Below are 13,687 nucleotides of genomic sequence, written 5' to 3' on the forward strand. Positions count from 1 at the left end.
CAAGCACATACATGTAGCCAATACGGCCAACTGTCGAACACCCCAATAGGGCCGAGCGAGCGGGAAGCACCCGCCGCCAGCCCAGGAAGACCGAATATGAACTCGTCCGTTTCTGCTCTGCCGCTGTCCACTTTGAACTCTGCCAACGAAGCATTGACCCTGCGTCTGCCCAGCTCGTTGCAACTCAAACAGCAATTGCCTCTGAGCAATACCTTGAACCTGCAAGTCGCCGCCCATCGTCAGGCGATTCGCGCCATTCTCAATGGCCAGGACCCGCGACTGCTGGTCATCGTTGGCCCCTGCTCTATCCACGATCCACAATCTGCGCTTGAGTACGCCGGCAAGCTTGCTCGACTGGCTGAAGACGTCAGCGGCGAAATGCTGTTGGTGATGCGCGCCTACGTCGAGAAACCGCGTACCACGGTCGGCTGGAAAGGCCTGGCCTACGACCCGCATCTGGACGGCAGTGATGACATGGCTGGCGGCCTGACGATGTCGCGCGAGCTGATGCTGGAAATGATCCGCCTCGGTTTGCCAGTGGCCACCGAGTTGCTGCAGCCCATGGCTGCCGGATACTTCGATGACCTGTTGAGTTGGGTCGCGATTGGTGCCCGCACCACTGAATCGCAGATCCACCGGGAGATGGCCAGTGGTTTGGGCATGCCGGTAGGTTTCAAGAACGGCACCGACGGTGGCGCCGCCATTGCCGTTGACGCCATGCGTTCGGCCGCCCATCCGCACCGGCATTTCGGTGTTGACAGCCAAGGGCATCCGGCCGTCATTCAAACGCCAGGCAACCCCGACACCCACCTGGTATTGCGCGGGGGCCATAAAGGGCCGAACCATGATCGCGACAGCGTGGCGCAAATCCGCGCCGACCTGAACCGACTGAAAATTCCGAGCCGGATCATGGTCGATTGCAGCCACGCCAACAGCGGCAAAGACCCATTGCGTCAGCCTGCCGTATTCAACGAAGTGCTTGAGCAACGCTTGCAAGGTGATCGTGCTCTGATCGGCATGATGATCGAGTCTCACCTGTTCGAAGGTTGCCAGCCGCTGACCGAGTCCCTGCGTTACGGGGTTTCCATCACTGACGGCTGCCTCGGTTTCAGCGCAACCGAACACTTGCTCCTCGACGCTGCCCAGCGTCTTGCTGCACACGCCAAAGGCTGATTGCCAGGCCAGCCCTGCGGATTGATTGCAATCCGCAGGGTTGGCGACGCTACTGCTAAACCTCCACCCGCACCCGCGTCACCGCTGACTCCTGACTGACATCGTCCAGACGTTCAACGGTGTAGGACACACGCACGGTCGTGCCATCGTGCTCACGCCAGAATCGGTGCGGCACGATAAAGATCAGTGGCTTTCCCGCCGTCTCACGAGTGATTTCGCGGTCATCCCTGTGATTGAAAAGATCGCCGTCGCACTTGAGGTACACCAGCTCACCTTCCTGCGTCTGAGCATTACCCATCACGATGGTAACGCCATCAATCGAATCCTCTTTCAACAACACGCCATCTTCAGCCTCAAGTACGTCAGGAGCGTCCAGTTCACCACGCAGGAACGGGGTGACGAGAATCCTTGCTGCCTCGGACTCGCGAACGATTCCATCGACCTGCTCGACGCGATAGCGCACCACCACCTCGCCACCAAGATGTTCAGCGATATGCGCCCCGCCCACCCAAAATGACAGGACCTCTGCGACAGCAAACGCTTCGACCTTCAAGCTATCGCTGAACGTTGTCGGCAAGGCATCTGCGCCCCACTGCAACGTAACCCGATCCCCCGCAGCCATTCGCGCATAAGGCTGGAGCACGACAAGCGTGCCCTCGGTCACTCGCGCCGGATCCAGCGTCCCGCCGATCAGCCCCTCGACAATGGGTGCGAGCAACTGCGGCCGTGTATCTCCGACAGACAATTGCACACGCGACGACAACGCAGGCTCGGCTCTTGCGCTGAGCAACTTCCAGTGGATCTCCAGCGAACCGCCGTCCAGCGCCGCGATATGCATGCTTTTGATGACGAAAATGACATCCTTGCCGACCTGCGCTTCGCTGACATGGCGGACCATCTCATGCTGATAAGCAAAGCCCTCTATATCGAGGCCCTCCCAGCTCAACAGCAACTGATCGCCGCAAGCCATGCCTGCATAAGGAGCGATTCGGACAACGACCTTGCGCAACGAGGGATCAAGCACCGTCCCCTCCAGAGAATCGATGGTAACCGCTGGCAGCAGTTCGCTTGCCAGACACGGACTGACGTGGTGGCGCATCCGGTAGCAAAACTCGACTTCGTGCGTGTTCATTAGTGCCTCCATTCCTTGGAAAAAACGCCGTTTCGTGGGCGGCGTCGACAACCAACATTGAACGCTACCCCCCACATTTCCGATGTCAGCCGTCTCCGCCGCAGGCACTCGGCAAAGGCATCGAACTCGGTAGGCAAACTGCACAAAAACGCGATCAACCTAGCGATAGATGGCTGCAACTTCCGATTCGGATTTCATAAGTAGCTGAAAATTCGTACAACCCCTAGTCCAGATTCATCAGCCAAGAGAAGTCTCTTCCTACTTCTTCAACGAGATGAGTGTTTTAGAGTGGCCTCCGGATTCCCCGATGAACTTCTGTGAAAAAGGTAAGAACATGCAACGGAATGCTTCAACTCGCTATCCCATCCTGTTGGTACACGGCCTGTTCGGATTCGAGCGCATCGGTCATTTCGAGCTGTTCCATGATGTAAAGGACGCATTGAAAACGACCGGCAGCCGAGTGTTTGTTCCACACCTTTCTGCTACCCATAAAAACGAAACAAGGGGTGAGCAACTGCTCGCACAGATTGATCGTGTGCTGCGTGGCACAGGCGCCGATAAAGTCAACCTCATCGGACACAGTCAGGGGGCATTGGCTGCTCGATACGCGGCTGCGCTTGCACCACACGCCGTCGCCTCGGTGACTTCCGTCAGCGGGCCGAACCACGGTTCGGAACTGGCTGATTTTCTGCGCAAGGCATTGGTACCCGGGCGGCTGCCGGAGGCTGTCGCACAAAACGTGGCGACGCTGTTTGCCAACTTTCTTTCGTTGCTCAGCGGCAGCATGACGTTGCCGCAGAACGCACTGGCGGCGCTCAATGCACTGACGACCGAAGGAGTCGGTGATTTCAACGACAAATTTCCGCAGGGACTGCCCAGGACCTGGGGCGGACACGGCCCGGAACAGGTCAACGGTGTGCGCTATTACTCGTGGAGCGGCGTCCTGCCGGCAAACAGCCCGTCGACGCTCAATCCGACCCAGAACATTTGCCACGCACTATCGCAATACTTCATGACCGAGACACAGCAGAACGATGGCTTCGTCGGCCGCTTCAGCTCTCACTTGGGACAGGTGATCCGCTCCGACTATCCGCTGGACCATCTGGGCAGCCTGCGCCGCACAGCCAGTACCGTCACGGCTGTGCCCGACCCGATTGGACTGTACGTTGAACATGCCGAACGTCTGCGCGCCGCGAATCTCTGAGCCAAGCCACGGACAATCGAACGGAACTTTGCCGAGAATTCGCCCACTGAATCCGGTAGGCTCCACACTTTACTGAAATAGATTGGAGAGTTTCCCCATGGCTAAAGCCACTGCCCGCCACATCCTGGTTTCCAGCGAAGACAAGTGCAACGAACTCAAGGCCCAGATCGAAGGCGGCGCTGATTTCGCCGAAATCGCCAAGGCCAACTCCACCTGCCCGTCCAGCCGTCAGGGCGGCGACCTGGGCTCGTTCGGTCCTGGCCAGATGGTCAAGGAATTCGACACCGTGGTCTTCAGCGCGCCAATCAACGTCGTGCAAGGTCCGGTGAAGACTCAGTTCGGTTATCACCTGCTGGAAGTCACCAGCCGTCAGGACTGATCCGTAGCCTGATTGTTTACCAACGGCCCGCCTTCTGGTGGGCCGTTGCGTTTCAGTTACATATACGGCTGGCGGCTGGCGCGCCTCTCGCGTACAACTTGCGCTTATCGATTTCCCGGTTCCAAGGCTGACAATGCGACTGGTTTTCCCCACATTGATGTTCACCGCCCTCGCCCTGCTGACAGGCGCCGCTGGCGTGAACGCTGCACCGCAACACGCGCTGACCGTTTACGGCGAACCTGCCAAGTACCCCGCCGGTTTCAGCCATTTCGACTACACCAATCTGCAAGCGCCCAAGGGTGGGACGATGCGCCGCTCGGCCATCGAGATCGGCCACTTCGACCATGTCCTTCCTTATATAGACAAAGGCATCGGCGTCACTCAGATCGATGGCTTGCTTTACTCGCCACTGGCCCAGCGTTCGCTGGACGAGCCTTACACCGTCTATGGCCTGGTCGCGCAAAAGATGGAGCGCTCGGACGATGGTCTGTCGCTGCGGTTCTTCATCAATCCCAAGGCACGCTTTGCCGATGGCAAGCCGATTACCGCCGAAGACGTACGCTACACCTACGATTTATTGATGACCCAGGGCAGCCTGCGTTATCGCACCCAGTTTGCTGACGTCAAAGGCGTCGAAGTGGAAGGCCCGTTGACCGTGCGCTTCGACTTCAAGAGCAATGAAAACCGCACCCTGCCCCTGGACGTCGCGACCCTGCCGGTATTTCCCGAGCATTGGTGGAAGAGCCGCGATTTCGCCGGCGGTGGCGGTTATGAGCCACCACTGGGCAGCGGCCCCTATCGAGTCGGCAAAGTCGATTCGGGGCGCAGCATCACCTTTGAACGCAACGCCGATTGGTGGGGCAAAGACTTGCCGGTCAGTCGCGGCCTCTACAATTTCGATCATTTCAGCATCGAATACTTCGGTGATACCGACGTCGCCCGGCAAGTGCTGCGCGGTGGTGCCTATGACTACAACCGCGAGTTCTCGGCCACGGGCTATTCGATCGGCTACGACAGCCCCGCACTAAGCGACGGACGCCTGCAAAAAGCGCATCTGGCTACCGAGGCGCCACAATCGGCCCAGGGCTTTGTGTTCAATCTGCAAAAACCTGTATTCGCCGATCGCCGTGTGCGCCAGGCTCTGGCCATGCTTTGGGACTTCGAGTGGAGCAACCGGCAGATGATGCGCGGCATGTATATCCGCCAGCAGAGCTACTTTTCCAACACGCAACTGGCGGCAAGCGAATTGCCTGATGCACAGGAGCTGAAAATCCTCGAACCGCTGCGCGGCCAGGTTCCCGACGAAGTCTTCAACACAGTCTTTGAAGCGCCGAAAACCGATGGCAGCGGCCTGATCCGCGACAAACAATTGCAAGCCCTCGAATTACTCGAACAAGCGGGCTGGAAACCGGATGGCGATCAACTGGTGAATGCCCAGGGCGAGCCGCTGACCTTCACCTTCCTTGTCAGCCAGAACGGCATGGACCGGCTGCTGCTGCCGTACAAACGCACGCTGAAACAGATCGGCATCGACCTGAACATCCGCCGCATCGACTCCTCGCAATACGTCAATCGCCTGATGAGCCGTGACTACGACATGATTGTCACCGGCTACCCGGTCAGCACTTCGCCGGGCGGCGAGTTGCTCAATTACTTCGCTTCCGCGTCGGCCAACGACCCGGGCGCGAACAACTACATGGTGTTGAAAAATCCGGCAGTGGACACATTGATCAACGGCCTGATCCGCGCCTCCACCCAGTCCGACATGCTGCATTACGCCCATGCTCTGGATCGGGTACTGCAATGGAATTACTACTGGATTCCCAACTACTATCCACCCGGCACCTCGACCGTCTGGTGGAACCGTTTCGGTATACCTACAGTGCAAGCCAGCAATGACGAAGCCATCGAGAGCTGGTGGGAAATCAGCAGCACACCACTGACCAATCAGCAGATGACCGCCGAAAAAATTGCCCGTGGCAGACCCGGAGGGCCGCACTGATGTGGGGTTACATACTGCGGCGTTTGCTGCTGATCATCCCGACGCTGGTGATCATTCTGCTGGTCAATTTCGTGATCATTCAAGCCGCTCCCGGTGGCCCGGTAGAACAGGCCATCGCCCACCTGCAAGGGATCGGCGGCGCCAGTGTTGGTGGCGGCGCCAGCGAAACCATGAGCGGCACCTCCCGCGCCAGTCGCGGCCTCGATCCGCAACTGATCAAGGACATCGAAAAACAGTACGGCTTCGACAAGCCGGCCCATGAACGCCTGTGGCTGATGTTGAAGAACTACGCGCAACTGGATTTCGGCAAAAGCTTTTTCCGCGGCGCGACGGTCACCGACCTGATCCTGGAAAAAATGCCGGTGACCATTTCCCTCGGGTTGTGGGCGACGCTGATCACCTACCTGGTGTCGATCCCGCTGGGGATCCGCAAGGCCGTGCACCATGGCAGTCATTTCGATATCTGGAGCAGCACAGCGATCATCATCGGCTACGCAATGCCGGCGTTTCTGTTTGCGATGTTCCTGATCGTGGTGTTTGCCGGCGGCACGTCGCTGAACTGGTTTCCAGTGCGCGGTCTGGTCTCGGACAACTTTGAATCACTGTCGACTCTCGGCAAAATCGCCGACTACTTCTGGCATCTGGTACTGCCGGTGACGGCGCTGGTGATCGGTGGTTTCGCCACGCTGACAATCCTGACGAAAAACTCGTTTCTCAATGAAATCACTCGTCAGTACGTGGTCACCGCGCGCGCCAAAGGCCTGAGCGAACGTCGCGTGCTCTACGGGCATGTGTTCCGCAACGCGATGCTGCTGGTGGTGTCCGGCATCCCGCAGGCGTTCATCAGCGTGTTCTTCGCTGGCTCCCTGCTGATCGAGGTGATCTTCTCCCTCGACGGCCTCGGACGCATGAGCTACGAAGCCGCGGTGTCGCGGGATTACCCGGTGGTGTTCGGTTCGCTGTTCATCTTCACCCTCTTCGGCCTGCTGATAAAACTCGTCGGTGACCTGTGTTACACGCTGGTCGATCCGCGTATCGATTTCGCCGCGAGGAACGCCTGATGTTCAAGCTCTCGCCTCTGGGCCGTCGTCGCTTCGAACGCTTCAAGAAAAACCGCCGTGGCTGGTGGTCGCTGTGGCTGTTCATCGGCCTGTTTGTAGTGACGCTGGGTGGCGAATTGATCGCCAACGACAAGCCTCTGGTCGTCAGCTATCAGGACCAATGGTATTTCCCGGTGTTCAAGCGCCACACTGAGCAGGAGTTCGGCGGACAGCTGCCGTTTCAGGCCGATTACCGTAGCGATCATGTGCAGAACCTGATCCGCAAGGACGGTGGCTGGCTGCTGTTCCCGCCGATTCCGTTCAGTGACGACACGCCGAACTACGACCTCACCCAACCAGCGCCGAGCCCGCCTACGTCGGTCAACTGGCTGGGCACCGACGACCAGTCGCGGGATGTGCTGGCACGGGTGATTTTCGGCGCGCGGGTGTCGATTCTGTTTGCCTTGATGCTGACCTTTGTCAGCGCCCTGATCGGCATCGCCGCCGGGGCGTTGCAGGGTTACTACGGCGGCTGGGTCGATCTGCTCGGGCAACGTTTGCTGGAAGTCTGGTCGGGGCTGCCGGTGCTGTACCTGCTGATCATTCTCTCCGGTTTTGTCGAACCGAACTTCTGGTGGCTGCTGGGGATCATGGCGCTGTTTTCATGGCTGGCGCTGGTGGATGTGGTGCGCGCCGAGTTCCTGCGCGGACGCAATCTGGAGTACGTCAAAGCCGCGCGCGCGCTGGGCTTGAGCGACCGCAAGGTGATCTTCCGGCACATTCTGCCCAACGCCATGAACGCGACGCTGAGCTACTTGCCGTTCATTCTGACCGGAGCGATTTCCACCCTCACCGCGCTGGATTTTCTCGGATTCGGCATGCCTGCCGGCAGTGCTTCGCTGGGTGAGTTGATCGGTCAGGGCAAACAGAACCTGCAAGCACCCTGGCTTGGGTTGACGGCGTTTTTCACCCTGGCGCTGATCCTTTCCTTATTGGTGTTCATCGGCGAAGCGTTGCGAGACGCGTTCGACCCTCGATCCTGAAGCGTGGCCATGACTGACAACCTGATTGAAATCCGTAACCTCAACGTCGCTTTCCATGGCCAGAGCGTGGTGCGCGACCTGTGCCTGGACATCCGCCCCGGTGAGTGCCTGGCATTGGTGGGCGAGTCGGGCTCGGGCAAATCGGTGACCGCCCATTCGATTCTGCAATTGCTGCCCGAAAGCGAAGCACAAACCACCGGCAGCATTCGCTATCGCGGGCAGGAGCTGATCGGTGCCGAGCCCAAGGTCTTGCGCGAATTACGCGGCAACCGCATTGCGATGATCTTTCAGGAACCGATGACCTCGCTCAATCCGCTGCACACCATCGAAAAGCAGATCGGCGAGACGCTGCTTTTGCATCGGGGTCTTGGCGGCAAAGCTGCGCAGCAACGCATCCTCGAACTGCTCGGACTGGTGGGCATCCAGAAACCCGAGGAGCGGCTCAAGGCCTATCCCCATCAGCTCTCTGGCGGACAACGGCAACGGGTGATGATCGCCATGGCCCTGGCCTGCGAACCGGAGCTGTTGATCGCCGATGAGCCGACCACCGCGCTCGACGTGACGGTGCAGCGCAAGATCCTGCTGTTGCTCAAATCCCTGCAACAACGCCTGGGCATGTCGCTGCTGCTGATCAGCCACGACCTCAATCTGGTGCGCAGCATTGCGCAGCGCGTGTGCGTGATGAAGGCCGGGGAAATCGTCGAACAGGCACCTTGCGAAACCTTGTTCACCGAGCCAAAGCATCCTTACAGCTGCGTGCTGCTCAACGCCGAACCCGAAGGTGAAGCACTGCCCCGGGATGAACGCGAAAACGTGCTGGAAGTGGATGATCTGAAGGTCGAGTTCGTCGTCGGTGGCGGTCTGTTTCAGCGCAAGCAATACCTGCGGGCAGTGGATGGCATCAGCCTGAGTATCCAGCGTGGCAAGACGCTGGGCATCGTTGGCGAATCCGGATCCGGCAAGTCGACGCTGGGCCAGGCGATCCTGCGTCTGCTCGACTCCGAGGGCAGTATCCGCTTTCAGGGCCAAGCGCTCGACGGCCTCAATCAAAAACAGATGCGCCCATGGCGCCGACAGATGCAGGTGGTGTTTCAGGATCCGTTCGGCAGTCTCAGCCCGCGCATGTCGGTGGCGCAGATCATCAGCGAAGGCCTCGAAGTGCACTGTGAATCGAGCGCTGATGAGTGCGATGAACAAGTGATCCGCGTGCTTAAGGAGGTCGGCCTCGATCCGCAAAGTCGCCATCGCTACCCCCACGAATTCTCCGGTGGCCAGCGCCAGCGCATTGCCATCGCGCGGGCCTTGGTACTGAAACCGGCGCTGATCCTGCTTGATGAGCCGACGTCTGCGCTGGATCGCACGGTGCAAAAACAAGTGGTCGCCCTGCTCCGCCAGCTTCAGGAAAAACACGGCTTGACCTATCTGTTCATCAGCCATGACCTGGCAGTGGTACGCGCCCTGGCCCACGACATGATCGTGATCAAGGACGGCAAAGTGGTCGAGCGTGGCGCCAGTCATGAGGTGTTCGACGCGCCGCAGCATCCGTATACCAAAGAGCTGTTGGCGGCGGCGCATCCGGGGTAGGCATAATCTGTGCTCGACCTGAAACCGGGTCACGGCTTTCGCGAGCAGGCTCGCACCCACAAAGGTCAAGCTCGCTTACAAAATTTGTGAACAACCCTGTCCACTGTGGGAGCGAGCCTGCTCGCGAAAAGGCCGGCGCAGGCAACATACAATCAGGATCAGCCTCCATGAACACCACCGAAAGCCTCAAGGACTACCAACGGGTTCGCAGCCTGGCGATCCGTTCGCTGTTCGAGATCATCGAGCAGTCCAGCGAAGGCACGGTGATTGTCGATCGCGATGCCAACATCGTCTGGATGAACGAGCGTTACGCCCGGCGCTTCGGTCTTGAATCGGCAGCAGGTGCGATCGGCAAACCCTGTGAGAGCGTGATCCCCGGCAGTTTGTTGCGCGAGGTCGTGCGCACCGGGCGGCCCATTCTTCTGGACATGCAGGACACCCCGAAAGAACCCTTGGTGGTGATGCGTCTGCCGATTCATGACGACGCCGGCACGGTGATCGGCGCGATCGGTTTTGCCCTGTTCGATGAACTGCGCACTCTGTCGCCGATGCTCAAGCGCTACTTGAGCATGCAGGAAGAACTGGCCTCGACCCGCTCACTACTGCGCGCCCGGCAAACCAAATACAACTTCGCCCATTTCATCGGCACCAGTGCCGCCAGCCTTGAAGTCAAACGCCGCGCCCGACGCAGTGCCAGCGCCGAATCGCCGGTGTTGCTGCTCGGCGAAACCGGCACCGGCAAAGAACTGCTGGCCCAGGCCATTCACAGCGCCTCGCCACGGGCGCACAAAGCGTTCGTCAGCATCAACAGCGCAGCGATTCCCGAGGCACTGCTGGAAGCAGAGTTTTTCGGCACGGCACCCGGTGCGTTCACCGGCGCCGACCGCAAGGGTCGCACCGGCAAGCTGCAGATCGCTCAGGGCGGCACGCTGTTTCTCGACGAGATCGGTGACATGCCGCTGCCCTTGCAGAGCAAACTGCTGCGTGTGCTGCAGGAAAAGGAATTCGAACCGGTCGGTTCCAACGACGTGATTCAGAGTGACGTTCGGGTGATTGCCGCGACTTCGACCGATCTGCAAGCGGCGATCAAACGCGGTGAGTTCCGCGCCGACTTGTACTACCGCCTCAATGTGTTGCCGATTCAAGTGCCGGCGCTGCGTGAACGTCTTGATGACCTGCCAGCGCTCAGCGAAGCCATTCTTGAAGAGCTGCGCAGTCAGCATGAACTGCACGGTGATGCGCTGGCATTGCTCGGACAGCACGCGTGGCCGGGGAACATTCGCGAACTGCGCAATGTGCTGGAACGGGCGGCGTTGCTCAGCGATGACTTGATGCTGACCGAGCAGGATATTCTTGCGGCGATTGGCACGTTGACGCCGGTCGAGCGTGGTTCTGCCCCATCGGCTGAGGTGGCGCCAGGGGAAACATTCGCCCAGGCACGCGAGCGGTTTGATCGGCAGTTGATTCAGTCTGCCCTCGCGCAATGCACGGGCAATGTACCGCAAACAGCTGCTCGGCTGGGGCTTGGGCGGTCGACGTTGTACAAGAAAATGGTGGCGCTGGGGATTGCTTGAGTCTCGATAAAGAGACGCGGATCTCATTAGTTAGAAAATTCGCCAGGATCAAAAGATCGCAGCCTTCGGCAGCTCCTACAGGGAAATATTGGCTCCGCACTGTAGGAGCTGCCGAAGGTTGCGATCTTTTCGGCTCAATGCCGTCTCCATAGTGAGACAAAAACTCTGAAACCTACCCTACTCGCACGATAATATCGTTATATTTCAACGCGTTATATAACTGGCACAGATCTCGCTACCACCTCTCCTACACCCGTTCCACCCACAAAAATAACAATTCTGGAGAGACGCACCATGAGTGTGATCATTGCCTTGGCGGCCCTCGCGCTGCTGATGCTCGCCGCCTACCGCGGCTACAGCGTTATCCTCTTCGCGCCGATTGCCGCCCTCGGCGCTGTGCTACTCACCGACCCCTCTGCCGTCGCCCCCGCGTTCACCGGGGTGTTCATGGAGAAAATGGTCGGGTTCATCAAGCTATATTTTCCTGTGTTCCTGCTCGGTGCCGTGTTTGGCAAGTTGATCGAACTGTCGGGTTTCTCCCGCTCGATCGTTGCGGCCGCGATTCGGTTGCTCGGCACCAAACAGGCAATGCTGGTGATCGTGCTGGTCTGCGCCCTGCTCACTTATGGCGGCGTGTCGCTGTTCGTCGTGGTGTTTGCGGTGTACCCGTTTGCCGCCGAGATGTTCCGCCAGAGCGACATTCCCAAACGCCTGATTCCGGCGACCATCGCCCTCGGCGCCTTCTCGTTCACCATGGACGCCCTGCCCGGCACGCCGCAGATCCAGAACATCATCCCCAGCACGTTCTTCAATACCACCGCGTGGGCGGCACCGTGGCTGGGCGTGATCGGTACGATTTTCGTGTTCTGCGCCGGTATGCTGTTTCTTCAGCGTCAACGCAATAAAGCCCAACGCGCCGGTGAAGGCTACGGCACCGAACTGCGCAACGAGCCGGAAACCGCCGAAGATCTGAAGCTGCCGAACCCATGGATTGCGCTGTCGCCGTTGCTGGCAGTGGGCATCATGAACCTGCTGTTTACCCAGTGGATTCCGCAGTGGTATGGCAAGACCCATAGCCTCGCGCTGCCGGGCATGGCCACGCCAGTCACCACCGAGATCGCCAAACTGACGGCGATCTGGGCGGTGCAAGCGGCTTTGCTGATTGGCATTCTGATGGTGCTGGCGTTCGGTTTTCAGGCGATTCGCAGCAAGCTCGCCGAGGGCAGCAAAAGCGCGGTCAGCGGTGCGTTGCTGGCGGCGATGAACACCGCATCCGAATATGGCTTCGGCGCAGTGATCGCTTCGCTGCCGGGCTTTCTGGTATTGGCTGACTGGCTCAAGCAGATCCCCAATCCGCTGGTCAACGAGGCCATCACCGTGACGCTGTTGGCGGGTATCACCGGCTCGGCGTCGGGCGGCATGAGCATTGCGCTGGCGGCGATGTCAGAACAGTTCATCAATGCGGCCCACGCCGCGAACATTCCGCTGGAAGTGCTGCACCGCGTTGCCGCGATGGCCAGTGGCGGCATGGACACCCTGCCGCACAACGGCGCGGTCATCACCTTGCTCGCGGTGACGGGACTGACCCACCGCGAAGCCTATAAAGACATTTTCTGTATTACGCTGATCAAGACCCTCGCGGTTTTCGTTGTGATCGGCACTTTCTACGCCACTGGCATTGTGTGAGGTATTCATGACCACTCTTTCCGGCAAAACCGCACTGGTTACCGGTTCCACCAGCGGCATTGGCTTGGGTATCGCCCTGAGCCTGGCCAAGGCCGGCGCAAACCTGATTCTCAACGGTTTCGGCGATGCGTCGACAGTCATCGCTGAAGTCGCCCGGTTCGGTGGCAAGGTTGGCCATCACCCGGCGGATGTCAGTGATCCGGCGCAGATCGCCGAGATGATCGCCTACGCCGAGCGCGAGTTCGGCGGTGTCGACATTCTGGTCAACAACGCCGGCATCCAGCATGTCGCCGCTGTCGAGGAGTTTCCGGTCGAGCGCTGGGACTCGATCATCGCCATCAACCTGTCTTCGGTGTTTCACAACACACGCCTGAGCCTGCCGGGGATGCGCACCAAAGGCTGGGGACGAATCATCAATATCGCCTCCGTGCACGGTCAGGTGGGCTCGACCGGCAAAGCCGCTTACGTTGCCGCCAAGCATGGGGTGATCGGTTTGACCAAAGTGGTCGGCCTGGAAACCGCGACCAGCAACGTCACCTGCAACGCCATTTGTCCGGGCTGGGTGTTGACGCCGCTGGTGCAGAAGCAGATCGATGACCGAGCGGCCAACGGTGTCGATCCGCAGCAGGCGCAGCATGATCTGCTGGCCGAGAAACAGCCGTCACTCGAGTTCGTGACACCGCAGCATCTGGGCGAACTGGTGCTGTTCCTGTGCAGCGAGGCTGGCAGTCAGGTGCGTGGCGCTGCGTGGAATATTGATGGTGGGTGGCTGGCCCAATAGCACAGCAATCCCCCTCTGTGGGAGCGAGCCTGCTCGCGAAAGCGGTGGGTCATCCAATGAAGTCGTTGAATATGCGGACGTCTTCGCGA

Annotated in this window: 11 protein-coding genes; 10 read left to right on the forward strand and 1 reads right to left on the reverse strand. The window is 59.4% G+C overall.

Features of this window, described 5'->3' with window-relative positions; translation table 11 throughout:
- The first annotated feature begins 96 nt into the window (after positions 1-96).
- The gene (locus L8H52_RS11870; RefSeq protein ID WP_242207189.1) at positions 97-1,173 is read left to right on the forward strand and encodes a 3-deoxy-7-phosphoheptulonate synthase; all 1,077 of its coding nucleotides are present in this window, start codon (positions 97-99) and stop codon (positions 1,171-1,173) included.
- Positions 1,174-1,228: 55 nt separating this feature from the next.
- On the opposite strand, the gene L8H52_RS11875 is transcribed toward L8H52_RS11870, so the two are convergent.
- Positions 1,229-2,305, reverse strand: a complete 1,077-nt coding sequence (locus L8H52_RS11875; RefSeq protein WP_242207190.1) for a hypothetical protein — start codon at positions 2,303-2,305, stop codon at positions 1,229-1,231.
- Between the two features lie 334 nt (positions 2,306-2,639).
- On the opposite strand from L8H52_RS11875, the gene L8H52_RS11880 reads away from it, so the two are divergent.
- From L8H52_RS11880 to hbdH, 9 genes are all read left to right on the forward strand, one after another.
- Positions 2,640-3,509 (forward strand): triacylglycerol lipase, encoded by an 870-nt coding sequence (locus L8H52_RS11880; protein WP_242207281.1) that lies wholly within the window; start codon positions 2,640-2,642, stop codon positions 3,507-3,509.
- 97 nt (positions 3,510-3,606) lie between these two features.
- The gene (locus tag L8H52_RS11885; protein WP_181286215.1) at positions 3,607-3,888 is read left to right on the forward strand and encodes a peptidylprolyl isomerase; all 282 of its coding nucleotides are present in this window, start codon (positions 3,607-3,609) and stop codon (positions 3,886-3,888) included.
- A 133-nt stretch (positions 3,889-4,021) separates the two neighbouring features.
- A complete protein-coding gene (locus L8H52_RS11890; RefSeq protein WP_242207191.1) occupies positions 4,022-5,890 on the forward strand; it encodes an extracellular solute-binding protein in 1,869 nt (622 codons plus the stop codon).
- Positions 5,890-6,951, forward strand: coding sequence for a microcin C ABC transporter permease YejB (locus L8H52_RS11895; RefSeq protein WP_034154280.1), 1,062 nt, complete (start codon positions 5,890-5,892; stop codon positions 6,949-6,951). The genes L8H52_RS11890 and L8H52_RS11895 overlap by 1 nt, the downstream gene beginning before the upstream one ends.
- Positions 6,951-7,973 (forward strand): ABC transporter permease, encoded by a 1,023-nt coding sequence (locus tag L8H52_RS11900; protein WP_242207192.1) that lies wholly within the window; start codon positions 6,951-6,953, stop codon positions 7,971-7,973. The genes L8H52_RS11895 and L8H52_RS11900 overlap by 1 nt, the downstream gene beginning before the upstream one ends.
- Positions 7,974-7,982: 9 nt before the next feature.
- Complete coding sequence (locus L8H52_RS11905) at positions 7,983-9,557, forward strand: ABC transporter ATP-binding protein (protein ID WP_242207193.1); 1,575 nt, start codon at positions 7,983-7,985, stop codon at positions 9,555-9,557.
- A gap of 167 nt (positions 9,558-9,724) precedes the next feature.
- A complete protein-coding gene (locus tag L8H52_RS11910; protein WP_242207194.1) occupies positions 9,725-11,131 on the forward strand; it encodes a sigma 54-interacting transcriptional regulator in 1,407 nt (468 codons plus the stop codon).
- Positions 11,132-11,425: 294 nt separating this feature from the next.
- Complete coding sequence (locus L8H52_RS11915; RefSeq protein ID WP_242207195.1) at positions 11,426-12,817, forward strand: GntP family permease; 1,392 nt, start codon at positions 11,426-11,428, stop codon at positions 12,815-12,817.
- A gap of 7 nt (positions 12,818-12,824) precedes the next feature.
- Positions 12,825-13,598, forward strand: a complete 774-nt coding sequence (gene hbdH, locus L8H52_RS11920; RefSeq protein WP_242207196.1) for a 3-hydroxybutyrate dehydrogenase — start codon at positions 12,825-12,827, stop codon at positions 13,596-13,598.
- Positions 13,599-13,687 lie beyond the last annotated feature (89 nt).

It is taken from the genome of Pseudomonas sp. CROZ-RG-20F-R04-15 (genome assembly GCF_022662375.1).
Lineage (GTDB): Bacteria > Pseudomonadota > Gammaproteobacteria > Pseudomonadales > Pseudomonadaceae > Aquipseudomonas.

Coding starts and splice junctions, on each gene's coding strand:
- L8H52_RS11910 (WP_242207194.1), top strand. CDS start 9,725: ATGAACACCACCGAAAGCCTCAAGGACTACCAACGGGTTCGCAGCCTG.
- L8H52_RS11880 (WP_242207281.1), top strand. CDS start 2,640: ATGCAACGGAATGCTTCAACTCGCTATCCCATCCTGTTGGTACACGGC.
- L8H52_RS11870 (WP_242207189.1), top strand. CDS start 97: ATGAACTCGTCCGTTTCTGCTCTGCCGCTGTCCACTTTGAACTCTGCC.
- L8H52_RS11895 (WP_034154280.1), top strand. CDS start 5,890: ATGTGGGGTTACATACTGCGGCGTTTGCTGCTGATCATCCCGACGCTG.
- L8H52_RS11905 (WP_242207193.1), top strand. CDS start 7,983: ATGACTGACAACCTGATTGAAATCCGTAACCTCAACGTCGCTTTCCAT.
- L8H52_RS11885 (WP_181286215.1), top strand. CDS start 3,607: ATGGCTAAAGCCACTGCCCGCCACATCCTGGTTTCCAGCGAAGACAAG.
- L8H52_RS11900 (WP_242207192.1), top strand. CDS start 6,951: ATGTTCAAGCTCTCGCCTCTGGGCCGTCGTCGCTTCGAACGCTTCAAG.
- hbdH (WP_242207196.1), top strand. CDS start 12,825: ATGACCACTCTTTCCGGCAAAACCGCACTGGTTACCGGTTCCACCAGC.
- L8H52_RS11875 (WP_242207190.1), bottom strand. CDS start 2,305: ATGAACACGCACGAAGTCGAGTTTTGCTACCGGATGCGCCACCACGTC.
- L8H52_RS11890 (WP_242207191.1), top strand. CDS start 4,022: ATGCGACTGGTTTTCCCCACATTGATGTTCACCGCCCTCGCCCTGCTG.
- L8H52_RS11915 (WP_242207195.1), top strand. CDS start 11,426: ATGAGTGTGATCATTGCCTTGGCGGCCCTCGCGCTGCTGATGCTCGCC.